Source organism: Corallococcus sp. AS-1-12, assembly GCF_020036995.1.
GTDB lineage: Bacteria > Myxococcota > Myxococcia > Myxococcales > Myxococcaceae > Corallococcus.
The window spans coordinates 68,776-92,325 of record NZ_JAIQDD010000004.1; the positions used below are offsets into that span (position 1 = coordinate 68,776).

Genomic DNA, 23,550 nt, shown 5'->3' on the forward strand with positions numbered 1-23,550 from the left:
CGAAGAGGGCCGGGTCACATGCCCGGCCCTCCCGTGGTTCCTACCGCCTGGGCTCAGCCTTCCGAGCCGGGCTCACCTTCCGGGGCAGCGCCCGCGTCATCCGCCGGAGCCTCCGGCGCAGCGGCCTCCGCCGGCACGGCCTCCGAGGAAGCCTCGGCGCTGGACGACTCCACCGGCGAGGTGGCCTCCGTCTCCTCCTCGGACTCCTCGCCTTCCGGCAGCTTGGAGATGGCCATCACCTTCTCCTCGCCGTTCTCCAGCGCGATGAGGCGCACGCCCTGCGTGTTGCGGCCGATGACGGAGATCTCCTTCACCTTCATGCGGATGAGCATGCCGCCGTTGGTGACGAGCATCACCTCGTCGCTGTCCTTCACCTGCACCACGCCCACCACGCGGCCGTTCCGCTCGGTGGTCTTGATGTCGATGATGCCCTTGCCGCCGCGGCCCTGCTGCCGGTACTCGGCGCCCTCGGTGCGCTTGCCGTAGCCGTTCTCCGTCACCGTGAGGATGGCGCTGCTCTGCTCCGCGGGCGCCTGGCCCTCCTCCGGCTCCTTGTCCAGCAGGTCCGCGCCCACCACCTCGTCGCCGTCCTCCAGCGTGATGCCCTTCACGCCGTAGGCCTGACGGCCCATGGAGCGCACGTCCTCTTCCTTGAAGCGGATGCTCATGCCCGTGGCCGTGGACAGGAGGATGTCCTTGGTGCCGTCGGTGATCATCACGCCCACCAGCTCGTCGCCCTCGTCGATGCCCAGCGCGATGATGCCGCTGGCGCGGACGCTCTCGAACGCGCTCAGGTCCGTGCGCTTCACCACGCCCTTCTTCGTGACGAAGAAGACGTAGCGGTTCTCCGGGAAGTCGCGCGTCACCAGCACCTGCGCCAGCCGCTCCCCTTCCCCGAACTGCACCAGGTTCACGATGGCCTTGCCGCGCGAGGTGCGGCTGCCCTGCGGAATCTGGTGCACCTTCAGCGAGTACAGCTTGCCCTTGGTGGTGATGGGCATGAGGTACGCGTGCGTGCTGGCCACGAACACCTTGGTGACGAAGTCGTCCTCCTTCGTCCCCGCGCCCGTCTTGCCGCGCCCGCCGCGCTTCTGCGCGCGGTACTCCGACAGGGGCGAGCGCTTCACGTAGCCCGTGTGCGACAGCGTGACCACCATCGTCTCTTCCGCGATGAGGTCCTCGCTGGTGAAGTCATCCACCGCGCCGGTGATCTCCGTGCGGCGCTTGTCGCCGTAGCGCTCGCGGATCTCCATCAGCTCCGCCTTGATGACGGAGAGCAGGCTCTGCTCGTTGGCGAGGATGTCGCGCAGGCGCGCGATGTCGCGCACCAGGCCAATCAGCTCCTTGAAGAGCTCCTCGCGCTGCAGGCCGGTGAGGCGCTGCAGGCGCATCTCCAGGATGTTCTGCGCCTGGTCCTCGCTGAAGCCCGCGCCCTCGTACTTGTGCTCCAGGCCGCCGTAGGCCGGCTCCTCGTTGCGCGCGCGGCTGACCAGCAGCTCCATCTGCGCCTTGGCCTTCGCGTAGTCGATGCGCTCCAGGTTCTGGAAGCGCTCGCGCGTGTACAGCTCCGGCGACAGGATGTGCATCAGGCCCCAGCGCGCTTCATCCGGGTCGCGCGACGCGCGGATGAGGCTGACCACCAGGTCGATGAGGTCCTGCGCGACGAGCAGGCCTTCCACGATGTGCATGCGCGAGAGCGCCTTGCGCAGCTCGTAGCGCGTGCGGCGCGTCACCACGTCGCGGCGGTGCGCGATGAAGCGGTCCAGCAGCTCCTTCAGGTTGAGCGTGCGCGGCTGCCCGCCGTCGATGGCGAGCATCACCGCGCCGAACGTCGTCTCCATCTGCGTCATGGAGAAGAGGTTGTTGAGCACCACCTGGGACATGGCATCGCGCTTGAGCTCGATGACGATGCGCATGCCCTGCCGGTCGCTCTCGTCGCGGATGTCGCTGATGCCCTCCAGCTTCTTCTCACGCACCAGCTCGGCGATCTTCTCGATGAGCCGGGCCTTGTTCACCTGGTAGGGGATCTCCGTGACGATGATGGCCTCACGGTCGCCCTTCTTGGACGTTTCGATCTCCGTGCGCGCGCGGATGGTCATGGACCCGCGGCCCGTCTCGTAGGCGCGGCGGATGCCCTCGCGGCCGGTGATGATGGCGGCGGTGGGGAAGTCCGGCCCTTCAATGAACTCCATCAGGTCCAGGACGGTGCAGCCCGGATTGTCGATGAGGTGCAGCGTGCCGCTGATGACCTCCGTCATGTTGTGCGGCGGGATGTTGGTGGTCATGCCCACCGCGATGCCGCTGCTGCCGTTGACGAGGAGGTTGGGGAACTTGGACGGCAGGACGAGCGGCTCTTCCAGCGAGTCGTCGTAGTTGGGACCGAAGTCGACGGTCTCCTTGTCGATGTCCGCGAGCAGGTCCTCCGCCAGCCGCTCCATGCGCACTTCCGTGTAACGCATGGCCGCCGGCGAGTCGCCGTCCACGGAGCCGAAGTTGCCCTGCCCGTCCACCAGCAGGTAGCGCAGGCTCCACTCCTGGGCCAGGCGCACCATGGCGTCGTAGACGGAGGAGTCGCCGTGCGGGTGGTACTTACCGATGACGTCACCCACCACGCGCGCGCTCTTCTTGTAGGCGCGGTTGTGGAGGTTGCCCAGGTCGTTCATCGCGAAGAGGACGCGACGGTGGACGGGCTTCAGGCCGTCGCGCACGTCTGGCAGCGCGCGGCCGATGATGACGGACATCGAGTAGTCGAGATACGAGCGGCGCATCTCGTCTTCGATGTTGATGGGGATGAGCTCTCCGGCGCCGCTCGACGGAGGGGGCGCGGGGGGCGTTGCCGGCGTGTCGGTGGTGTCGTCAGCCATGGGCTCTGGAAGGTGCGGACGGGCCCCGCGCGTGGGGGGCTCCGCCCGATGGGAGAGTGTTCGTAACCCCCGGATTTCCCTCAGTCAATAAGGGAAACAGGGGGGACTCGCCACGGCTGCCCGCCCGCCCGGTTCCAGGGGTCGGAGGGGGCCTTTCCGGGGCACCCGGAGGGAACATCCGGGCGGTGCGTTTTCAGCCCCACCGGAGGCCCTTTCCAGGCCCGTCTTCCGGGGCCCTTCCGGCCCTGTCTTCAGGCCTTCGGGCGGAGGTTCGCGGCCAGCCGTTCGGCCTCCGCGCCCACGCCGCCTTCGGGGTCCTTCGCCTTCGCGGCCTCGAACGCGGCGAGCGCCCCTTCGCGGTCGCCGCGGAGCTTCAGCGCCACGCCCACGTTGAGGTGCGCGGAGGCGTTGTCGCGGTCCATGGCGAGCGCCTCGCGGAACAGCGTGAGCGCCTGGTCCACGTCGCCGGACAGGAGCGCCTCGCGGCCCGCCTGGACGCGCTTGTCCGCGTCGTTGACCAGTTCCACCTCCAGCACGCTCTTGCCCACCACGTTGGCCACGAGCACGCGCAGGATGCCGCCCCAGTAGAACGACAGGCCCTCCGCGGCGACGACGGCGGCCAGGGGCAGGTCGGGCAGCAGTTGCTTGCCCCGGAACTTGAAGCGGACCTTGGTGTAGCGGCCCTTGTTGGTCCAGTGGACCAGCTCGCCCCGGAGCTTCTTGAAGCCGGCCTCCAACTGCGCCGGGTCGATTTCGAAGGGCAGCACGCGGCCCTGGGGCTCGCCCGCGGGCAGGCCCTTGGGGGTGGCCCGGGGCGGGGCCGCCTGGGGGCTGGAGTCGAAGACGGGCTCGGCCTCCAGCACGGGGGGCTTCGGGGATGACGCGGAGGCGCGGCGGGGCTCCACCTTCTCCACCTTCGCCTTCACCGGCCGGGCCGGGGGCTTCGCGGGCGCGGCGGGGCGCGCGGGCTGCTTCTTCGCCTTCGCGGGGGACTTGCGGGATGCCGTCTTTGCCATGGGGCCACTCTAAGCGACCCACTCCCCCGCCGCTCGTGAAGTCGTGCGAAGCCGGCCGCGCTAGACGGGGCCTGGACGGTGGGCCCAGACGCCCACCATGAGGCTGGGCACCAGCACGCCGCCGTTGGAGCGCAGCTCGGCGGTGAGGCGGGCGGCCAGCGTGTCGATGTCCACCTCCATGGGCAGCGCCACGCCCAGCCGCTCCATGTGGGGCAGCAGCGTGCGCACGGTCTCCACCAGGGTCTGCGTGGGCTCCGAGTCCGGCGTCACGCTCAGCCGCCCTCCCACCACGCCGTCATCCACCACCAGCCCGGCCCGCCGCAGCGTGGACACCAGCTCCAGGCCCATGTGGACCTTGATGCCCAGGCGTTCGCAGGTGGGCAGCATCCAGTTCCAGATGCGGTTGAAGAGCGGGAGCCTGGGGTGCGTCAGGCCCATGGCCGCGAGCTCCAACTCGTGCACCGCCAGCACGCCGCCGGGGCGCAGGTGCTCCATCATGCGGCGGACGAACGACACCGGATCCGGCTGGAACATCAGCACCAGGCGGCAGATGACGGCGTCGTAGGGGGCGCCGACGGGCAGGGCCTCCAGGCTGCACTGCTGGAAGCGCACGTGGGGCAGCTTCCGCGCTCCGGCGCGGCGCCGGGCGCAGGCGAGCACGCGCTCCTCGCGGTCCACGCCCACCACCTCGCCCGTGGGGCCCACCAGCTCCGAGGCGAGGAAGGACACGTCCCCCACGCCGCAGCCCACGTCCAGCACGCGCATGCCGGGCTTCAAGCCGGCCCCGCGCAGCACTCCCTCCGTCAGCGGCGCGTACACCTGGGCCTGGAGCATCAGCCGTCGCAGCTCCCGGTCCTCGTTGCCCTGGACGTACTCCGCGGCGGCACTGGTTTCTTCGACACGCATGTGCGACTCCGGGGTTGGAGACGACGCGCACGGTCGCAAGCCCTGGCGCCGTGCGCGCCCGCCCGGCGGTCCCGGCGCAATGACAGACAGCCATCCGCCTCCGCGACCGGAGGGCAGGGCCGCGTCCATCCCCGGACAGGCCCACGTCCCGGACATGTCTCTTGTGATTCCTGGACTTCCGGGTGAAGCCCCGCGCGGTGCACGGCGCGTGGGTTGCCGCGCGACGCGGCCGTGAAACAATCCGCGCGTCCCCCCACCCTGAAGGAACGCCTCCGCCATGACGACGCGCGTCCGGCCCGTGCTGCTCTCCGCCCTGTTGTTCGCCTCCCTCGCCCAAGCGGCGCCCGCCGTGCCCGCGGCGGAGGGCGCGTGGCCCCGCGTGCGCAAGGAGCGGCTCCAGAAGCTGCTGCCCCAGGCCATGGCCCGCGCGGGCGTGGACGCGTGGGTGGTGCTCTGCCGGGAGAACGACAACGACCCGCTCGCGGCCCACGTGGGCGGGGAGAACGCGGGCGGCACCGCCGCGTTCCTGTTCCTGCGCGACGGTGACTCGCTGCGCTCCACCGCGCTCTCCCCCGAGGGCGAGGCCACGGCGCTCCGGGACATGGGCGTGGTGGACGAGGTGGTGGCCTTCGAGCGTGGCGCGGACGTGAACGCGCTCATCGCCGCGCGGCTGGCCAAGGCGAAGCCGGCGAAGGTGGCCATCAACTCGTCGGAGCGGATGTCCATCGCGGACGGGCTGTCCGCCACGCAGCGCGCGAAGCTGGAGGCGGCGCTGTCCCCCGCGCTGCGCAAGAAGCTGGTGTCCTCCGAGGACCTGGTCTCCGAGTGGCTGTCCGTGAAGACGCCCGAGGAGGTGGACATCCTGCGCAAGGCGGCGGACCTCACCGCGAAGCTGGAGGAGGAGGCGTACCGCACGGTGGTGCCCGGCAAGACGCGGGACTCGGACGTGGCGCGCTTCCTCAAGAAGCGCATCGCGGAGCTGGGCGTGGGGGACGGGTGGCAGCCGGACCAGAACCCCAACGTGAACAGCGGGCCCACGCGCGGGCACTCCAACGCCACCGACCGCGTCATCCAGCCGGGGGACTTCATCCAGACGGACTTCGGCATCCGCGTGGGCGGCACGTGGGTGACGGACATCCAGCGCTTCGCGTACGTGCTGGCGCCGGGGGAGAAGCAGCCGCCCGCGGAGGCGCTGGCGAAGTGGGAGAAGTCGAAGAAGGGCAGCCGCATCGCGCTCGCGGCGATGAAGCCCGGCGCGCGCGGCTACGACGTGGACAAGGCCCAGCGCGACTGGATGCGCGAAGCGGGCTCCGAGCCGGTGATGTGGGGCACGGGCCATCCGGTGGGCTACTGGGCCCATGACGCCGGCCCCGCCCTGTCCGGCGCGGCGTCCGGCAAGCCGCCCACGGGCTCCGCGCTGCGCAAGCTCCAGCCCGGGCAGGTGTTCGCCTTCGACGGCTTCTACGCGTGGAAGGACGGCAGCAGCCCGGACGCGCTGCGCATCCTCTCCGTGGAGGAGATGGCCGTCATCACGGAGACCGGCGCCGAGTACCTCAACCCACCCCAGGAGCAGCTCATCCTCATCCCCTCCCCCGTCACGCCCGCGCAACGCTGAGGGCCCGGGGCGCGGACCCTGCCCACACCCTACGACGTGGGTGGGTCCGAACCCGGCGACTTGAACGGTGGGGCGTGGCGCGCGGACGCGCGGGCTCGGATACACTCCGGCGCATCGCGCGCGCCGCCCAGGCGCTGGAGGACCGCCATGCCAACCGTGCTGGTCATCGACGATGACCTCTTCGTGCTCGCGACCGTGGGAGACACCCTGCGGGGCGCGGGCTACACGGTGCTCACGGTGCAGTCCCCCGCGGAGGCCTTCCACCTGGACCTCACCGGCGTCGCCGCCATCCTGTGCGACTACAACATGCCGGACATGAACGGCTCCGACGTGCTCGTCGCCATGCGCGAGCTGCAGGAGTGCCGCGCGCCGTTCATCTTCCTCACCGGCCACTCGGACCTGGATGACCTGCTGCCCGTGGCCATCCGCTACGGCGCGGAGCTGTTGCCCAAGCCGGTGGACCCCGCGGAGCTGACGCGGCTTTTGCGCAAGCAGATCGCCGCCTGAGCCGTCACGCGCGCACCGGCCCCGTGCGGCTCAAGGTCCTCACCCTGAACGTGGCGCACGGCGCGCCGTTCGCCGTGCCCCTGCCCTTCCTGCGCGGCCGGTCCGCGCTGCTGGGCACGCTGGACCGGGTGGCGGCGCTGCTCGCCCGTGAAGGCGCGGACGTGGTGGCGTTGCAGGAGGCGGACCGCGCCAGCCTCTTCAGCGGGCGGGTGGATCAGGTGGCCCGCATCGCGGAGCAGGCCGGCTATCCGCACGTGCACCACGGCGTGCACTCCGGCGTCCCGGGGCTGTTCCGCGACGCGCGCCTGCCGGACGCCGTCTCCGACCACCACGCCGTGGTGGCCGAGCTGGCGCTTCAGCCGAGCACGGCGACGAGCTGACGGCACTGCGCGAGCAGCGTGCCGTCCTCCGCCCAGAGGAGCTGGGTCTCCTCCGTGTAGCCGTCCGCGGCCTGGCGCGAGCGGCCGGTGCGCAGGTACTGCGCGTCCGGCGCGGCGCCCTTCAGCGGGAACGTCTGGAAGAACTGCACGCTGAAGTCCACGGACGCCGCCGCGCGGAAGCCGTCCAGCCGCGACAGGACGGACGGCGGATACGCATCCATCAACCCCACGCACAAGGGCGCGTCCAGCGCCGTGGGGACGCGAGGCCGCAGCCAGCCGCCCACCTCCGCCTCGGGCCCGCCCGAGTACGGCGGCGAGCCCACGCAGTAGCGGTACTCGAAGAAGCGGCAGAAGTCCGGCATGGGCGTGTCTTCGTGCACGGGCGTGAGCGTGCCGGGCGCGGGCACCCGCGGCATGGCGAAGTCCAGGTACCCGGGAGCGCCACCGCGAGCGGCGCCGAAGGTCGCCGTGGCGACGGCCACCACCGCGCCGCCGCTCTCCACGCGCGCGGTGGCGTGGGTGACGAGCTTGCCGGCGCGCTCGATGCGCGTGTGCAGGTCCGCCACGCCCTCCGCCGCGGGCGAGCAGAAGTGCACGGTGAACGAGCGCACCGGCCGTTGGGGGTCGTTCAGGTGGTGCTCCAGCGCGCGCAGCACCTGCCCCGCCACCACGCCGCCGTAGGCGCCCCGGCCCTGGTACCAGGCGGCCTCGTAGCGCGAGCGGTAGCGCCCGGGTTCCAGGGGTTCGACGAGGGTGGCGGCGAGGAAGGGCGCGGTCATGGTGCGCGCCATCCTAGTGTCCCCGGCGGGGATGTCCCGGCCTGGATGAGCGGGTGCGCGCCTCCCCGCTCCCTCGCCTACCCCTGGTAGGACTCGTCCTGTTCGATGCGGCTGAGCACCCAGTCGAACTCGCCGGACGTCACGCGCGCCTGGCAGTGCGTGCAGTGGCCCGCCATGTTGATGGACAGCGGGGCGCCGCACGACGGGCACTGCTTCTGCGTGGAGGGCCTGCCCTGCACGCCCCGGCCGCGGATGAGCGTCCAGTACTCGCTGTAGGCGCGCTCCCGGGAGCGGCTGCCGCCCACGACCTGTCCGTCCCGGTCCCGCACGGTGTAGTCCAGGCTGGACGCGAACACGCGCAGGGTGACGGCGTCGAAGTACGCATCCCGCGTCACGCGCGCGAGCACCAGGTTCGTGATGTGCGCGTCCTCCGTGATGTTGCGCAGGCCCGCTTGGCGGTAGGCGTTGATCCAGTACAACTGCGTCTGGAAGAGGTTGTCGCTGAGGAAGGGCCGCATGCCCTTCCACTCGCGCTGGGCCCACGCGGTCTGCATCTCCTGGAAGATGAACTCCAGGCGCCTGCGCAGGGCGAGCGGCGTGGACTCCGGGTCGTCGTGCAGGAGCGCGTTCAGCCGCTCCTGCGCGCGCGAGTCCTTCACGGTGGGCAGCTCCGTGCCCTGCTCCTCCGTGGTGCCGGTGAGCTGGGGGCCGCGCCGCTCGCGCTCCAGCGACGACACGCGCGTCACCACCCAGTCGAACTCGCCGGTGTTCACCACCGTGTCGCAGTACGAGCACTTGTGGCCGTGCACGGACTCCAGCGGCGCGCCGCAGTTCGGGCACTTGAAGGCGCGCGCGTCCTCGGGCGCCCGGGACTTCGCGGACGCGTCGCGCTCCAGCCGCCACTCCTCCGCGACGTACCAGCTCTGCTCGGCGCCGGAGGTGGCCTCCGTGTAGTTGGCCTCGAAGCGCAGGACGACGCGGACGCGCTGGCTGTTCGCGCTGACGCCCTCCACGGACTCGTACGTGACGGCGCCCACCACCACGGCCTTCACCGCGTCCGGGGTGCCCAGTTGCTGGAGCGACGCGATGGCGTCATCGGAAAGCCAGCCGCCCAGCGTGTCCAGGCGGTCGCCGCCGCGCGCCTCGTGCACGCGGGCGAAGAGCGAGTAGACGAAGTCCTCGAAGAGGACGATGGAGAACTCCGGATCCAACGGCTGCGTCGACCCGTCCGAGCCCCTGGGCCCCACGCGGGCCAGGTTCGCGAGCTTCGTGCGCAGCGAGCCCTGACGCCGGGGCGGCGGAGGCGCACGGGGAGCGGTGGTGCTCCAGTCCCGCTGCCCCGCGCCCGACTTCGCGTTCATGAGCACGATCGCGATCACGCCCACGACGACGATGAGCAGGCAGAAGCCGCCGAACGCCCCGCCTCCGTTCGAGGACGACGCGCCGCTGGAGCTGTAGGAGCGGCTGCCGGAGCTGTACGAGGACCGGCTGCTGCTGGAGCCGAAGGAGGACGACGAGCTGCGGCTGCTCGACGAGCTGCGGCTGCTGGAGGAGCTGCGGCTGCTCGACGAGCCGCGGCTGGAGCCCCGGTAGGAGTTGCCACCGCCGGGGCGCGCCTCGGCCTCCGGGAGGGCGGCGAGGCCCAGCCCGAGGAACAGGGCGACGGCGAGGAGGAGGACGGAAGCCGAGCGCCTCACGCCACGGCTCCGGGCATGTCCGGCAGCTCGTTCACGTCATCCTCCAGGCGGGGCAGCACGCGCGCGAGCGGCGCCTGGATGCGGCGCAGGGCCTGGAGGAAGGGCTCGGGCGCGGTGGACGCGGCGAGCGCGGCGGACACCTGCGTGAGCGTGTCCTGCCACTCGGCGCCCATGAGCGAGGTGTCCACGCCGTAGTCGGTGACGACCTCCACGCGGCGCTCGAAGAGGGAGACGAACACCAGGATGCCGGTGCGGCGCGACGTGTGCGAAACGCCCAGCTCCGTGAAGGCGGCCTTCGCGGCGGTGCGCACGGCGTCCTCCTGGAGCTTGCGCGGGGTGAGGGCGCGGCGCAGCGGCGGCAGCAGGCGGCCGCCCATCACGCCCGCGGCGTAGGAGAGGAGCACCACGGGCGGGAAGGCGAAGAGGTGGACCTCCTGCGGGATGAACAGGAGGACCAGGAGCATGACGAAGGCGACGGCGGCGCCCAGCCGGGCATCGGTGTGGGCGTAGTCGCCGGAGGCGCGGCGCACGGACACCACGACCTCCGCGGCGGTCTGGGACTCAATGGCCGCGACGGCTTCCGCGGCCTGGGTGCGTGCGGCGTCTTCGAGGAAGGTCGTGGCCATCGTGGGCGGGCACTATAGCCAACCCCCGGGGCACGCTCCTACGAGGGCAGCTCCCAGTCGATGGTGTGCTGGCCGTGCTTCTTCAGCGCGGCGTTGGTGGTGCTGTACGGCTTGCTGCCGAAGAACCCCTTGCTGGCGGACAGCGGCGAGGGGTGCACGCCCTCCAGGACGATGTGGCGCTCCGTGTCGATGAGGGCCTTCTTCTTCTGCGCGGGCTTGCCCCAGAGCAGGAAGACGACGGGGTCCTGCTTGTCGCTGACGGCGCGGATGACGGCGTCGGTGAAGGGCTCCCAGCCGTGCTTCGCGTGGCTGTTGGGGGAGGCCTGGCGCACGGTGAGCACGGTGTTGAGCAGGAGCACGCCCTGCTTCGCCCAGGGGATGAGCGACCCGTCGCGAGGCTTCGGCGCGCCCACGTCGCTCTGGAGCTCCTTGAACATGTTCACGAGCGAGGGCGGGGGCGGCACGCCGGGCTGGACGGAGAAGGCGAGGCCATGGGCCTGCCCCGGGCCGTGGTACGGGTCCTGGCCCAGGAGCAGCACGCGCACGTCCGCGTAGGGCGTGAGGCGGAACGCGGAGAACAGGTCCTCCTCCGACGGGAACACGGTGTGCTCCTGGCGCTCCTTGCGAAGGAAGTTCTCCAGCTCCGTGAACGACGGAGCGTGGATGGCGTCCTGCAGTACTTCCTTCCAGTCCTCGGGCAACCCATCCGCCAGGCTCATTGCACTCCTCCGTGGGCCGCACCCTAGACCAGCGCGCGCGTCCTGAGGCGGCACGCCGCACCGGAAAGCGAGCAGGCAATCAGGGCGGGAGCTTGGGGCCCGGGCCCGGGCGCGCTAGCCTTGCGCCCGCCATGACGATGTACACCGAGTCGCTCCGCGCCTTCCTCAAGCCCGTCCTCCCCTACCTGGACGACGAGTCGGTGTCGGAAATCATGATCAACGGCCCCACCGACGTGTGGATCGAACGCAAGGGCCGGCTGATCAAGACGGATGCCTCCTTCTCCGATGAAGGCCTGCTGGGCGCCGCGCGCAACATGGCCCAGTTCGTGGGCCGCCCCCTGTCCGAGGAGCGCCCCCGCCTGGACGCGCGCCTGCCCGATGGCAGCCGCATCCACGTGGTGATCCCGCCCATCGCGCGCAACGGCACCACCATCTCCATCCGCAAGTTCTTCAAGGACAAGCTGACCATCGACTCGCTGTTGAAGTTCAAGTCGCTGACCAAGCCCATGGCGCGCCTCATCGAGGCCGGCATCGCCACCAAGCTCAACATGCTGGTGGCCGGCGGCACGGGCTCCGGCAAGACGACGCTGCTCAACATCGTCTCGTCCCTCATCCCGGACGAGGAGCGCATCCTCACCATCGAGGACTCCGCCGAGCTCCAGCTCAACCAGTCCCACATCGTGGCCTTCGAGTCCCGCCCCGCCGACAAGTTCGGCAAGGGCGCCGTGGACATGGGCGACCTGCTGCACTCCGCGCTGCGTCTGCGCCCGGACCGCATCGTGGTGGGCGAGGTGCGCGGCGGCGAGGCCTTCCACCTCATGCAGGCCATGAACACCGGCCACGGCGGCTCGCTGGCCACCACGCACGCGAACACGCCCACGGACACGCTGCGCCGCATCGAGTCCCTGTGCCTCATGTCGTCCGTGGAGCTGCCCATGGTCGCCGTGCGCGCCCAGGTGGCCAGCGCCATCAACTTCGTCATCTGCTGCGAGCGCCTCCACGACGGCAGCCGCAAGACGATTGCCCTGTCGGAGGTGCTGCCCCTCACGGAGAAGGGCGAGTACCGCACCCAGGACATCTTCGTCTTCACGCCCGTCGCCAAGGACGAGCACGGCAACATCCTGGGCTACCACGCGCCCACCGGCATCATCCCCAACTTCATCCAGAAGGCGCGCGCGTACGGCTTCGACGACCTGGACGACGCCTTCTTCGACCCGGCCACCTACGGCGTGCCGCCCCCGCCCAGCTTCCAGGTGGGCGAAGCGTACACCCTGCGCTGGGCCCCGTCCCTGAAGCACCGCGAGCAGGGGCTGCCGGACCCGGCGCACTTCAAGGAGGACTGGGCCCGGTTCGAGCAGGTGCTCCGCAACGCGGCCCCGGACGGCCCGGTCGCCGGCCCCAAGCAGCCGGCGCCCCCGTCCAAGCCCGCCGCCGCGCCGCCGCCCGCGCCGCCGCCCGCGAAGGCCGCGCCGGCGCTGCGCCCCTCGCTGCCGCCGCGCCCGCCGCCCCCGCAGGACGACGACAAGACGCCGCCGCCCACGCGCAACCCGTTCGCGGAGCAGGAGGACACCCGCGCCACGCCGGCGTCCGAGCCGCTGGTGCAGGTGTCCGAGGACCTGCTCGCGGAGGCCCCGCCCGCGCGCAACACGCCGCCGCCGCGCCGTCCACCGCCGGCTCCGGCCCGTCCCGGTCCGCCGCCGTCCAACACGCTGCGCGCGGGTGCCACGCCCACGCGCCGTCCGCCGGGTCCTCCTCCGCCGCCCTCGGACGACGAGGACGAGGACGACGACCGGCCGAGGACGGAGCTGAACACGTCCGAGAAGACGCAGATCCGCCCGCCGCCGGAGCGCCCGCGCCGGTAGCCGACGGCGGGGGGACCTTCCAGGTCTCCCGCGCCGTGATGACGGAGCGCATCCACGCGGGGAGCCCGGCGCCGGACACCGGTGTCGCCCCCGGGTGGGTGGGGCCCTGTCCCACCACATGGGTCCGCGAATCCTGACCTTGCGAGGAGGGCGGGTCAGGGAGAAAGTGCTCCCGTGTTGATCCCCTTCCTCGCCGCGCTCACCCTGGTGGTCGCCCAGGCGCCCGCACCCGCCTCCTCCGCGAAACCCGTCACCGTGTTGCTGGCGCCCACGGACGCGACGCGGGGGACGCCGCGCTACCTCATCGGAATCGCCCAGGAGCACGTGGCCGAGCAGCTCAAGGCCCGGGGCCTGGAGGTGATCCGCGTGGAGGACGTGACGCGCACGCTGCCGAAGAAGCAGCGCACGGCGATGATGCGCTGCAAGCGCACGCAGCCGGCGTGCATCGCGTCGCTGGGCGCGGCGGCGAAGACGGACGTGGTGATGGTGACGGAGGTGCTGCCCTACCTCAACGGCTACAAGGCCGGCGTGCGCGTGTACACGGCACAGGATGGCGCGCCCCTCACCGAGCACTCCGTCCCGGAGGTGAAGAAGGACCAGGTGATGGACGCGCTGACGCGGTCCCTGGACGAGGTGGTGCCCATCACGCTGCGGGTGCTGCGTCCGGAGCCGGTGGCGCCGCCGCCGGTGACGCCGCCCGTGGCGCAGCAGACGCCCAACGTGACGCCGGGCGTGAAGCAGCCCGTGCCGGGACCGGACCTGACGCCCGGCGTGCAGCCGCCCACCGCGCTGGGCGTGACCGGGGAGGGGGCGACGGTGGAGACGCCGGGACGGCGCAAGTGGGCGTGGGTGCCGGCGGCGGGCGGCGTGGTGCTCGCGGGCGTGGGGACGGTGCTCTACGTGCAGTCGCGCGGGAAGCTCAGCGACCTGAACACGAACGAGTATCCGGACCTGCAGGACGCGGAGAAGGTGCGCGACTCCGGCAAGCGTTCGCAGACGCTGGGCGTGGCGGGGATCGGGGTGGGCGCGGCGGCCATCGCCGCGGGCGCGCTGATGTACTTCCTGCCGGTGAAGCAGACGAACGTTCAGCCGTCCGTGACGCTCACACCGCAGGGCGGTGGACTGAGCTTCGCTGGGACGTGGCCGTGAGCACGGGGAAAGCCATGCGGAACCTCTGGAAGGTCGGCGCGCTGGGCGCGGTGTTCGGTGCGGTGCTCGGCGCGGGCGGCTGCAGTGACTTCGACGCGGCCTATGAGAACTGTCAGGGCGAGGGCCGCTGCGGACCGCAGGCGAGCGGGGATGCCGGGACCGACGGTGGCCCGGATGCGGGCTATGACTGCGAGCCCGTTCCCAATTCGGGGCCTGACCTCCCCGATGATGAGGGAAAGGACACGGACTGCGACGGTGTGGATGGCGTCGCGGCCGCGGGCTTCTTCGTGGACCCCGAGCGAGGCGACAACGCCAATGATGGCTCGCACCTGGCTCCAGTCCGCACGCTGGCCCGTGCACTCGAGCTGATCCGTACCGCGGAGCCGGGGCGCACGAACCTGTATCTGGGCGTGGGCGCGTACAACGAGCCAGCGACCCTGGTGACGACGCCCGTGTCCGTCTACGGGGGCTATCGCTGGAACGGTCCGGGCTCAGGTGTCTGGAACCGCCTGCCGGGCAGCGGCACCACGCTCATCGACGGAGGAACGCTGGCCTTCACCATCCGCGATGTGAACGTCCAGGACGCAGGGGTCCTCCTGGATGCGCTGCACATCGCCTCCTCGAACGCGACCCAGGAAGGCGAAGGCTCCATCGCGCTGCGAATCATTGGCAGCCCCTCGGTGGACCTCCGACGCCTGGTCGTCGAGGCCGGGCTGGGCGCCATGGGGAAGAGCGGCGCACCCGGGACGCCGGGCAAAGAGGGGACCGACGGTGGAGCGGGCGTGTCCTCGGTCTACAACTCCGGGTTGCCCCAGCCGGGCGGAAACGGCGGGACATCGTGTGAGCCCAAGAGCAGTGGTGGCCTGGGGGGCAAGGGCGGAGCGGGCGCCGCGGGCGCCGCGGGCGACATCGCGGCCGCCGGCGCGGACGGGGGTGAAGGGGGCGCGACCACCCGGGTGCAGCCTCCTCCAAGCGCCCAGTGCAACGCGACCACGTGTACCTGCACCGCCTCCGACGGCATGCCCGGCGCGGACGGCCTTGCCGGGGATGCAGGCGCTCCGGGCGATGGAGGCAGCGGAGACGGCGTGGTCTCAGCCGATGGCCGCTGGATGGCCAATCAAGCGGGTGAGGACGGCCGGCAAGGCGCCGCGGGTGGCGGGGGTGGAGGCGGAGGCGGTGGCGGGAGCTGCAATTCGAATCTGGCCATCACCTTGACGGGAGGGGCTGGCGGAGGCGGTGGCGGTGGCGGTGGATGCCCCGGCACCGGAGGCCGTGGGGGCGAGGGCGGTGGCGCATCCATCGCGTTGCTCGTCCTCGACTCCAGCGTCGCCATCACGGACGCGCAGCTCACGACCCGGGGCGGCGGTAGCGGCGGCGCGGGAGGCGAGCGAGGCGAAGGCGGTGCCGGCGGCATGGGCGGCGATGGTGGCGTCTACAACTCGTCCACCTCCCGGGTCGCTGGGGCACCTCCCGACTACTACATCGTGAGTGGCAATGGAGGTCGTGGAGGCAACGGCGGTCCGGGCGGCTCCGGCGGTGCGGGTGGCGGAGGCGGCGGTGGACCGTCCGTGGGCATCTGGTGTGGGGCCAACTCGACGGTCTTCAAGGCCTCCACGGTGACCGTCATCGCGGGCCCCGGTGGCGATGGTGGAACCAGCGACGGCGGCGGCACGGGAAGCCCCGGCATCTCCCAGGAGACCCGTGGCGGCTGTGTCCAAACGGCTCCCTGACCCACCACATCGCCCGCTGCCGGACACCAGCGGGTGAGAAAACGCGACCCGGGGGCAGGTGCCTGTTTGCTTGCCCGGCGCCCCGGGGCGGGCGTTTCGCTTCCCGGGATTTCACCTGTTACGCTCCCCCGTGGTGGAGATGTCTTCCGAGCTGATCTGCGAAACCTGCGGCCTCACCGTTCCGTCCGAGACGGCGGTGTGCCCTCGCGATGGCACCGTCGTGCTGTCGTCGTTCCATCCGACTCCACCGGAACCGAAGGTCATCGTGGAGCACCCCGGTACCGAAGCGACCGCCATCACCGACCCCCTCATCGGCCTGAAGCTGGGCGAGTACGAGCTGCGCGCGCGCATCGGCGTGGGCGGCATGGGGCTCGTCTACGAGGGCATCCAGCCCCTCATCGGCAAGCGCGTCGCCGTGAAGGTGCTGCGCCCCGAGCTGGCGCACTCGTCCGAGCAGGTGGCCCGCCTCCTCGCGGAGGCCCGCGCCGTCAACGCCATCCGCCACCGCGGCATCATCGACATCTTCGGCTTCGGCCAGCTCCCCGACGGTCGCCAGTACATCGTCATGGAGTACCTGGACGGCCAGCCGCTGGACGCCATCCTCGCGGAGAAGGGCCGCCTCCCCGTCCCGGAGGCCCTGTCCCTGTTGGATGAGGTGCTCGCCGCCCTGGGCGCCGCGCACGGCGCGGGCGTGGTGCACCGCGACCTGAAGCCCAGCAACATCTTCCTCGTGCGCCAGCCGGACGGCTCGCGCTACGTGAAGCTGCTGGACTTCGGGCTCGCCAAGCGCGGCGAAGGCCCCACCGGCCGCACCGCGCAGACGCGCACCGACATGGTCGTCGGCACGCCGGAGTACATGGCGCCCGAGCAGGCCCGCGGCCAGTCCGTGGGGCCCATGACGGACCTGTACGCCATGGGCGTCGTCACCTTCGAAATCATCACCGGCCGGCTGCCCTTCATCGGCAGCTCCCCGGTGGACCTGCTCATGAAGCACGTGGAGGCGCGCCCGCCCCGGCCGTCGGAGTTCGTCCCCGACCTGCCGCCCGCCGTGGACGCCTTCATCCTGCAGATGCTCACCAAGGACCCGGAGACGCGCCCCAACTCCGCGGACCCCCTGCGTCAGCACCTGGCCAAGCTGCGCCGCACCCTGCGCGCCACGCGCACCAACCCCACCGCGCTCGCCCCCGTCGAGCCCGCGCCGCCCAAGCCCGCCGCCCCCGCGGTCGTCGTCAGCGACGCGGACGCGCGCCGCCCCACCACCCACGTCCCGCCGCCGGTCCCGCCGGACGACCTGAGGGTGGTGCCGCAGGAAGAGACGTCGTCCCTGCGCCGCCTCGCCCCCATCGCCGTGGGCGCGGCCGTGCTGCTCGCCGCCGTGGGCGTGGTCATCGCCACGCGCGGGGGTGGGACGCCTCCGCCCGCCGTCGCCGTCGCCGCGCCGCCGCCGCCCACCCCGAAGGCGGACCCCACGCCCACGCCGCCTCCGCCGGAGGCCGTCGCCGAGCCCGTGCGGGAAGCGACCCCGCCGCCGCCGCCCGCCCCCGTCGTGGAGGCCCCCGCGAAGCAGGCGGAGCCGGCCCCCAGGGTCGCGGCGAAGCACGCCGCGCCGTCAGAGGGCCGCCCGACGTCCCGCGGCAGCCGGATCCCCTCCGAGGAAGACCTCCTGGCGGAGATCCGCTCCGTCGCCGCCAGGGTGAAGGCCAACACGAAGCTGGGCGAGACGGAGCGCAAGCACTTCGTCGGGTTCCTCTACCAGCTCCAGTTGGCCACCGAGGAGTCCTCCGCCGCGGACCGGGCGCGCATCGTGAAGGACCTCAACGAGGTCAAGCAGGAAGCCCTCTGACGCTCCCCGCGTCCCCGGGCCCCGCCGCGCTGCTCGCGGTGGACCTGGGCCTGCGCTGCGGGCTCGCGCGCTTCGGCGCGGACGGGCGGCTTCAGTGGTACCGCTCCCAGAACCTGGGCACGCACGCGCGGCTCAAGCGCGCGGTGCCCGCCGTGCTCCAGGAAGCGTCCCCGCTCGCGTGGCTCGTGCTGGAGGGCGGCGGCCCCATCGCGGACGTCTGGGAGCGCGAGGCCCTGCGCCGCGCCCTGCCCGTGCTTCGCGTGGCCGCGGAGGACTGGCGCCACCGGCTGCTCTACGCGCGCGAGCAGCGCAGCGGCGCACAGGCCAAGGACGCCGCGGACACGCTCGCGCGGCGGGTCATCGACTGGTCCCGCGCGCCCCGCCCCACCTCGCTGCGCCACGACGCCGCGGAGGCCATCCTGCTGGGCCTGTGGGGCGCGCTGGAGGTGGGCTGGCTTCCCCAGGTGCCCGCGGACGTGCGGCGCTGAGCGCCGGCTACTTCACCGACAGGCACGCCACCGGCTGCGCGATGGCGTTGCGCGCGCGCTCCTCGCTCACCAGCGCGTAGCCCGCCAGGTCCTGCAACAGCATGTCGCGGTTCTGCCGGATGAGGCTGGCGTTCTTGCACGCCTTGATGTCGCCGTAATAGCCGTACGGCGGCAGCGCCAGTTGCAGCTCCGCCAGCTCCGCCAACTGGAGCTCCCCCAGCTCGCGGTGGAAGAGCTTGCGGGCCGCGTCCTCCACGCCGACGACGCCGCGCTCGAAGCGGATGATGGACAGGTCGTAGGCCACGAGCTGGTCCTTCTGGAAGAAGGCGTGCAGCCGGTGCGCGGCCACGGACAGTTGCAGGTCCCCTTCGATGCCCATCTCCCGCGCGATGCGCATGGCCAGGCGCCGCTCACAGGCGCCGTCCCCGGGGGGCGCCTTGCCCAGCGTCACGCCGGCGAACAGGCGCCACGCCCACGCGCGCCCGTCCTCGCGCGGCGTCTGGAAGTAGGTGGGGCAGTTCATCTGGCGGATGTAGAGCGCCACCAGGTCCTTGGGCATCCGCGAGAAGTCCGGACGCGTGAACGTCACCGACGAGCGATCCCGGATGCCCTGGTCCATCCGCCCGGCCAGCACGCTCATCCGGTCGCCCTCGATGCGATGGCGCAACTGGCTCTCGACGTCGAACTCGCTCTCCAGCCGCGGCAGCTTGCTGGCCGTGTAGAGGTACGTGATCGGAATCACCACGCCGGCCAGACCGACGAGGAACATGAACAGCCAGAACACGGTCTTCACGGGCACGACTCTAGCAGGGGAGGCACGCGCCAGGAGGACGGGTTAGAAAGTCCCCATGAGCGACTGGCACACCGCCACCGTCACCGCCCGCACCCCCTCGGCGGATGGCCTCACCGACTGGGTGCTCGACGTCGGCGGGACGCCGCTCGTGGGCTCGCACACCCACCCGGGGCAGTACGTCCAACTGCGCCTCCCGGGTGGGCAGCCGGGCATGTTCGCCATCGCCTCGCCGCCCACCCCCACCGGCACGCGGTGGGAGTTCCTCCTCAAGGACGAAGGCTCGCTGCCGTCCGCGCTGCTGCACCTGCCCCTGGGGGCGCGCGTGGAGGTGACGCTCCCGGCGGGCCCGGGCTTCCCCATGGAGAAGGCGCGCGGCCGAGACCTGCTGCTGTTCGCCAGCGGCTCCGGCATCTCCGCCATCCGCCCCGTCATCGCCGCCGTGCGCCAGGAGCGCGGCGCGTATGGCCGGGTGACGCTGTACTTCGGCGCGCGCACGGCGGGCGGCTTCGCGTACCAGCATGAGTTGCAGCAGTGGCAGGCGGACGGCGTGCGCGTGCTGTGCACCGTGAGCCGCCCCGGCGCCAGCGGCTGGCAGGGCCTCACCGGCTACGTGCAGGCCCACCTGGGCGAGGAGCGGCTGGAGCACGCCATCGCCTTCGTGTGCGGCCCCCAGGACATGGTGCAGGACGTGATGGCCCAACTGGGCCAGCGCGGCGTCCCGCGCAGCGCCGTGTTCCTCAACTACTGAGCCGCGCGCGTCTCCACGGTGGGGGCCGCGTAGCGCACGCCCACCACCACCGCCGCCGGGTCGCTCTCCTGGTTGCCGGTGACCTTCTGCGGCGTCCACGCGGCCACGCCCACCTGGCGTCCGTCGGGTGAGAAGCGCACGCGCCGCACGGACCAGCCGAACTCCAGCTCGCCCTTCGCGTCCGGCGCGCCCTCGGAGAAGAGATACACGCGCCGGTCCCACCCGCCCGACACCAGCGAGCGCCCATCCGGCGAGATGGCCGCGGTGGACACCACGCCGTGGTGCAACTCCCACTTGCGCAGCACCTGCCCGGAGGCCGCGTCCACCAGCGCGCCCGCGTTCCACGGACCCTGGAGCTCCTGGACGCCCTTGCGCTCGCGCTCGTACACCGTGCGGTTGCGCTCCGCCTTCTCCTGGCTGAAGGCCACGCCCAGCCGCTGGCCGCGCGCGTCCACGGTGACGTCGTTGACGTGCGCCGGGAAGGTGAAGTCCCGCCGCGGCGTGAGCGCCCGCCCCGTCGCCGTGGCCGCCCCTTGCGGAGCGCCGCCCTTGAGCGTGAGCACCGCCTCCGCCGTCGTCTCGTCGAAGACCGTGTCCACGCGCTCGGCGAAGGGCGCGCCCAGCACGCCCTGGCTGCCCTGCGGCACGCACGCGTCGCACACCGCCACGTCCACGCCCGGCAGCGTCAGTTGCTTGAAGCGCAGCGTGCGCCCGCGCGACAGGCGCGCCACGGTGTTGCCCATCGCGCCCGGCACGGTGACGGTGTCCTGGAGGGACGCCGCGTCGATGCCGGACGCCGCCGCGGCGGCCGCGGTGAGCACCACCACCGGCGTGCGCGAGTCCAGCGCCAGCACCACCGGCGGCCCGCTGTCCACGCGGCCCTGCACCGCCGCGAACCCGCCGCGCCGCTCGAAGTGCGTGCGCGCCACGTCCGGCCGCATCTGCTGCTCCGGCGTGTCCGACGCGCGCACGTGCTTGTCCCAGCCTCCCGAGTACAGCGTCCCGTCCGCCGCGAACGCCAGCGCGCTCACCGGCCCCGCGTGCAGCCGCGCCTCCGCGCCGAACGCCAGCTCCGGCACGGACAGCAGGGACACCAGCCCCTGCGCGCTGCCCACCGCCAGCCACCGGCCGTCCGGATGGAAGGCCACCGACACCAGCGGCTCCTCCGTGGCGAGCACCCCCACCTGCGAGCCCGTCGCCGCGTCGAAGAGCTGCACCGCGCCGCTGCGGCTCACCGTGGCCACGCGCGCGCCGTCCGGCGAGAAGGCCACGCCCTCCAGGTCGTACTGCTGCACGTTGACCGATGGATCCGCGCGCAGCACCGGCGCGCCGTCGTCCCCGGACTTCGCCTCGGGCGCCAGGTCCCAGACGGAGACGTGGTACGCGTCATCCCCCAGGCGCGTGTACGCCACGCGCTGGCCGCGCGGCGCGAAGTCCAACGCGTAGATGAAGTCCTTGCGGTTGAGCACGGTGGGCTCCCCGTCGAAGCCCTCCACCGCGCCGGAGAGGAAGCCTCCGGGCGTGGACGCCAACCGGCCCCGCGCGTCCGGCGGCAGGCCCGCGGCCGTGTGCGCGCAGCCCGTGAGCGCCAGCGCGCCCGCGAGCACGAAGCCCCCGGTGCGCGGGCTCATGAACCCGAGCCGCGGACGGCGGCCTTCTCCTTCTCCACGTTGATCTCGTTCACGCCCTTGTTGTCCACGGACAGGAGGAACAACTGCTTGTCCGCTTCACGCTTGTCGTTGAACGAGGTGCGGCCGGTGGCGCCGTCGAAGTCCTTCAGCCCCGCCAGCGCCTCGCGCATCGCCGCGCGCGTGTTGGGGCGCTGCTTGTCCAGCACCTGCCGCACCATGCGCGCCGAGTCGTAGCCGATGGCCTCCAGCAGGCCCGGGTCGCGGCCCGTCTCCTTGTACGCGTCGCGGTAGGTCTTCACGAACTTCTGCGTCGCCGGCCGCTGCGAGTCCACGAAGAAGCCGTCCACGTACACCGAGCAGGTGACGAACTTGCCGCCGCGCTCCAGCAGCTCCGGCAGGCCCGAGCGGCCCTTGGGGCTGGACCACTGGTTGGTGCCGAAGAGCGTGACGGTCTTCAGGTCCTTCTTGCCCGTCGTCTTGCGGATGCGCTCCAGGTCGCGCGGGTCGCACGCGTTGGTGACGATGTCCTCCACCGCGAGCGCGGGCGTCACCAGGCTCACCCGGCGCCAGTCGTCCGGGATGAAGAGGCCCTCGAAGTCGATGATGGGCTCCACGCCGCTGCGCGCCTTCTCCATGGCCTTGCGGCGGCGGTACGCGTCCGTGATGTTCTCACCCTGCACGTCGCGCACGGCCTCCGCGTAGTCCCCGCGGTCCTCCAGGTAGTAGCGGCCCACCAGGCGCTTGGCCTCGCCGGTGAACGTCGTCTGGTCGTACGAGTACGACTCCGCGCCGCGCACCGCGCCGCCGCGCGACACCACGTCGTCCCAGAACTCGTTCGCCAGCTCCACGCCGTAGGGGATGTTCGGGTAGAGCACCGCGAAGCGCTTGTAGCCCTTCACGTTCATCGCGTAGTCCGCGATGGCGCGCGCCTGCGCGGAGTTCGTCAGCATGTTGCGGAAGACGTACGGGCCAATGTCCGTGACGCCCTCCTGACGGCTCATCGTCAGGAGCGGCACCTGGAGCTCTTCCGCCAGGAGCGCCGCGCGCTTGGTGTCGTCCACCAGCAGCGGGCCCAGGGCCGCGATGGCGCCGTCGTCGAACGCGAGCTGCTCCATCGCGGTGCCCGTCTTGTTGACGTCGCCCTGCGTGTCCTTCACCACCAGCTCGATGTCGCTGCCCTGCAGGCCCAGCTTCACGCCGCGCAGCACCGCCTCGCCAATGGGCTGGTAGCGGCCCGTCATGGGCAGGAGCACCGCCACGGTGCGCGGGCGCACCTCCACGCGGCGGGTGGCGCGCGCGAGCAGCTCCCTGGCCTGCGGCGCGAAGGTGCTGTTGGGCGCGTCCCGCAGGAACGTCTGGAGCGTCTCCTCCAGGCGGGTCCAGTCGCGCAGGTGGTAGTAGATGCGCGCCAGCTTGAACTGGAGCACCGGCCACGCGGGGTTGGACGGCGACAGCCCCTCCTGCACGCGGGCGATGTCGAGGAAGCTGGCGCGGCCCTCCACCAACTGCTCCACCTTCTTCACCGAGGCGGCCTTCTCCTCCTCCGTCCGCGCATCGCCCGCTTCCTTCACCGCGGACGACAGCGCCTGCGAGTACAGGCCCGCGCCCTCCGCGGCGCGCGCGGCCTCCCTCAGGAGCTGCTCCTTCTCCGCGCCCTCCGCGCGCTCGGCCAGGCTGGTGAGCGTCTGGTACGCGTCGCGGTAGGCGCCGACCTCCATGGCGGAGATGGCGAGCTTGTGCTTGGCGTCCTCGGCCTGGGCGTGGAGGGGGTTCTCGAAGAGCAGCTCGTTGAAGGTCTTGCGCGCGTTCGCGTAGTCCTTCGCCTCGAAGTAGAGGACGCCCGCGTTGTAGAGCGCGTCCTGGCCGGCGGTGGTGGCGGGGTACGCCTTGCGCACGGACAGGTAGGCCTCCGCGGCCTGCTTCTTGTCCGGGTTGCCTTGCGCCTGGGTGCGGGCCTGCGCGAGCGCGGCGTTCGCGGTGGCGTCCTGTCTCACCTCCACGCGCGGCCGGTTGGGCTGGGTGGAGTCACCCCCGGAGGTGTCGTCCCGGCTGTCAGTGCGGGAAGGCGTCTTGGGGCAGGCGGTCAACGTCAGGGCCAGCGCGGCGACGAGCGCGCGGCGCGATGCGGAGAGGACTTCCATGGCGAGGTGCATAGCAGCGCGGGTGCGGCTCCGTCGACACTTGAGCGGGGGGAAGA

Annotated in this window: 19 protein-coding genes; 9 read left to right on the forward strand and 10 right to left on the reverse strand. The window is 72.0% G+C overall.

The genetic code is table 11. The features are described 5' to 3' along the window. Positions 1-53 precede the first annotated feature (53 nt). The 3 genes from gyrA to K8556_RS07550 all read right to left on the reverse strand — a co-directional run bounded on the left by gyrA (position 54) and on the right by K8556_RS07550 (position 4,786). Complete coding sequence (gyrA, locus tag K8556_RS07540) at positions 54-2,864, reverse strand: DNA gyrase subunit A (protein WP_223739347.1); 2,811 nt, start codon at positions 2,862-2,864, stop codon at positions 54-56. Between the two features lie 251 nt (positions 2,865-3,115). Further along, entirely contained in the window at positions 3,116-3,880 is a 765-nt protein-coding gene (locus K8556_RS07545; RefSeq protein WP_223739348.1) for a M48 family metallopeptidase, read from the reverse strand. A 60-nt stretch (positions 3,881-3,940) separates the two neighbouring features. Beyond that, positions 3,941-4,786, reverse strand: coding sequence for a class I SAM-dependent methyltransferase (locus K8556_RS07550; protein WP_223739349.1), 846 nt, complete (start codon positions 4,784-4,786; stop codon positions 3,941-3,943). Between the two features lie 277 nt (positions 4,787-5,063). Here K8556_RS07550 and K8556_RS07555 point away from each other — a divergent pair, with 277 nt between their 5' ends. The 3 genes from K8556_RS07555 to K8556_RS07565 all read left to right on the forward strand — a co-directional run bounded on the left by K8556_RS07555 (position 5,064) and on the right by K8556_RS07565 (position 7,288). Further along, a complete protein-coding gene (locus K8556_RS07555) occupies positions 5,064-6,401 on the forward strand; it encodes a Xaa-Pro peptidase family protein (RefSeq protein WP_223739350.1) in 1,338 nt (445 codons plus the stop codon). Between the two features lie 147 nt (positions 6,402-6,548). Beyond that, positions 6,549-6,908, forward strand: a complete 360-nt coding sequence (locus tag K8556_RS07560; protein WP_223739351.1) for a response regulator — start codon at positions 6,549-6,551, stop codon at positions 6,906-6,908. A 23-nt stretch (positions 6,909-6,931) separates the two neighbouring features. Beyond that, positions 6,932-7,288 carry an endonuclease/exonuclease/phosphatase family protein gene (locus K8556_RS07565; protein ID WP_223739352.1) on the forward strand — a complete coding sequence of 119 codons (357 nt, stop codon included), beginning with the start codon at positions 6,932-6,934 and terminating at the stop codon, positions 7,286-7,288. Here the strand turns inward: K8556_RS07565 and K8556_RS07570 are convergent. The 4 genes from K8556_RS07570 to K8556_RS07585 form a co-directional block, all read right to left on the reverse strand. Then, complete coding sequence (locus K8556_RS07570; protein WP_223739353.1) at positions 7,264-8,067, reverse strand: acyl-CoA thioesterase II; 804 nt, start codon at positions 8,065-8,067, stop codon at positions 7,264-7,266. The genes K8556_RS07565 and K8556_RS07570 overlap by 25 nt on opposite strands. Before the next feature lie 77 nt (positions 8,068-8,144). Then, the gene (locus K8556_RS07575; RefSeq protein ID WP_223739354.1) at positions 8,145-9,764 is read right to left on the reverse strand and encodes a TIM44-like domain-containing protein; all 1,620 of its coding nucleotides are present in this window, start codon (positions 9,762-9,764) and stop codon (positions 8,145-8,147) included. Further along, entirely contained in the window at positions 9,761-10,390 is a 630-nt protein-coding gene (locus K8556_RS07580) for a TPM domain-containing protein (protein WP_223739355.1), read from the reverse strand. Before K8556_RS07580 ends, K8556_RS07575 begins: the two co-directional genes overlap by 4 nt. Positions 10,391-10,428: 38 nt before the next feature. Beyond that, positions 10,429-11,109 (reverse strand): uracil-DNA glycosylase, encoded by a 681-nt coding sequence (locus K8556_RS07585; protein ID WP_223739356.1) that lies wholly within the window; start codon positions 11,107-11,109, stop codon positions 10,429-10,431. Positions 11,110-11,240: 131 nt separating this feature from the next. Between K8556_RS07585 and K8556_RS07590 the strand changes: the two genes are divergently transcribed. The 5 genes from K8556_RS07590 to K8556_RS07615 all read left to right on the forward strand — a co-directional run bounded on the left by K8556_RS07590 (position 11,241) and on the right by K8556_RS07615 (position 18,181). Beyond that, positions 11,241-12,971: a CpaF family protein gene (locus tag K8556_RS07590; protein WP_223739357.1), complete on the forward strand. Its 1,731-nt coding sequence runs from the start codon at positions 11,241-11,243 to the stop codon at positions 12,969-12,971. Between the two features lie 174 nt (positions 12,972-13,145). Further along, positions 13,146-14,120, forward strand: coding sequence for a hypothetical protein (locus K8556_RS07595; RefSeq protein WP_223739358.1), 975 nt, complete (start codon positions 13,146-13,148; stop codon positions 14,118-14,120). Positions 14,121-14,134: 14 nt separating this feature from the next. Continuing rightward, positions 14,135-15,850 (forward strand): hypothetical protein, encoded by a 1,716-nt coding sequence (locus K8556_RS39440; RefSeq protein ID WP_304503945.1) that lies wholly within the window; start codon positions 14,135-14,137, stop codon positions 15,848-15,850. Between the two features lie 139 nt (positions 15,851-15,989). Beyond that, a complete protein-coding gene (locus K8556_RS07610) occupies positions 15,990-17,693 on the forward strand; it encodes a serine/threonine-protein kinase (RefSeq protein WP_223739359.1) in 1,704 nt (567 codons plus the stop codon). A 38-nt stretch (positions 17,694-17,731) separates the two neighbouring features. After that, a complete protein-coding gene (locus tag K8556_RS07615) occupies positions 17,732-18,181 on the forward strand; it encodes a hypothetical protein (RefSeq protein WP_223739360.1) in 450 nt (149 codons plus the stop codon). A 7-nt stretch (positions 18,182-18,188) separates the two neighbouring features. Here the strand turns inward: K8556_RS07615 and K8556_RS07620 are convergent, their stop codons facing one another. Beyond that, entirely contained in the window at positions 18,189-18,974 is a 786-nt protein-coding gene (locus tag K8556_RS07620; RefSeq protein ID WP_223739361.1) for a transglycosylase domain-containing protein, read from the reverse strand. Between the two features lie 55 nt (positions 18,975-19,029). Between K8556_RS07620 and K8556_RS07625 the strand changes: the two genes are divergently transcribed. After that, entirely contained in the window at positions 19,030-19,722 is a 693-nt protein-coding gene (locus K8556_RS07625) for an NAD-binding oxidoreductase (RefSeq protein ID WP_223739362.1), read from the forward strand. On the opposite strand, the gene K8556_RS07630 is transcribed toward K8556_RS07625, so the two are convergent. Both K8556_RS07630 and K8556_RS07635 read right to left on the reverse strand, forming a co-directional pair. Further along, positions 19,716-21,353: a WD40 repeat domain-containing protein gene (locus K8556_RS07630; RefSeq protein WP_223739363.1), complete on the reverse strand. Its 1,638-nt coding sequence runs from the start codon at positions 21,351-21,353 to the stop codon at positions 19,716-19,718. The two genes, K8556_RS07625 and K8556_RS07630, sit on opposite strands and share 7 nt — an antisense overlap. Then, on the reverse strand, positions 21,350-23,494 hold the full coding sequence (locus tag K8556_RS07635) for a penicillin-binding protein activator (protein ID WP_223739364.1): 2,145 nt from the start codon (positions 23,492-23,494) through the stop codon (positions 21,350-21,352). The genes K8556_RS07630 and K8556_RS07635 overlap by 4 nt, the downstream gene beginning before the upstream one ends. Positions 23,495-23,550: the final 56 nt, after the last annotated feature.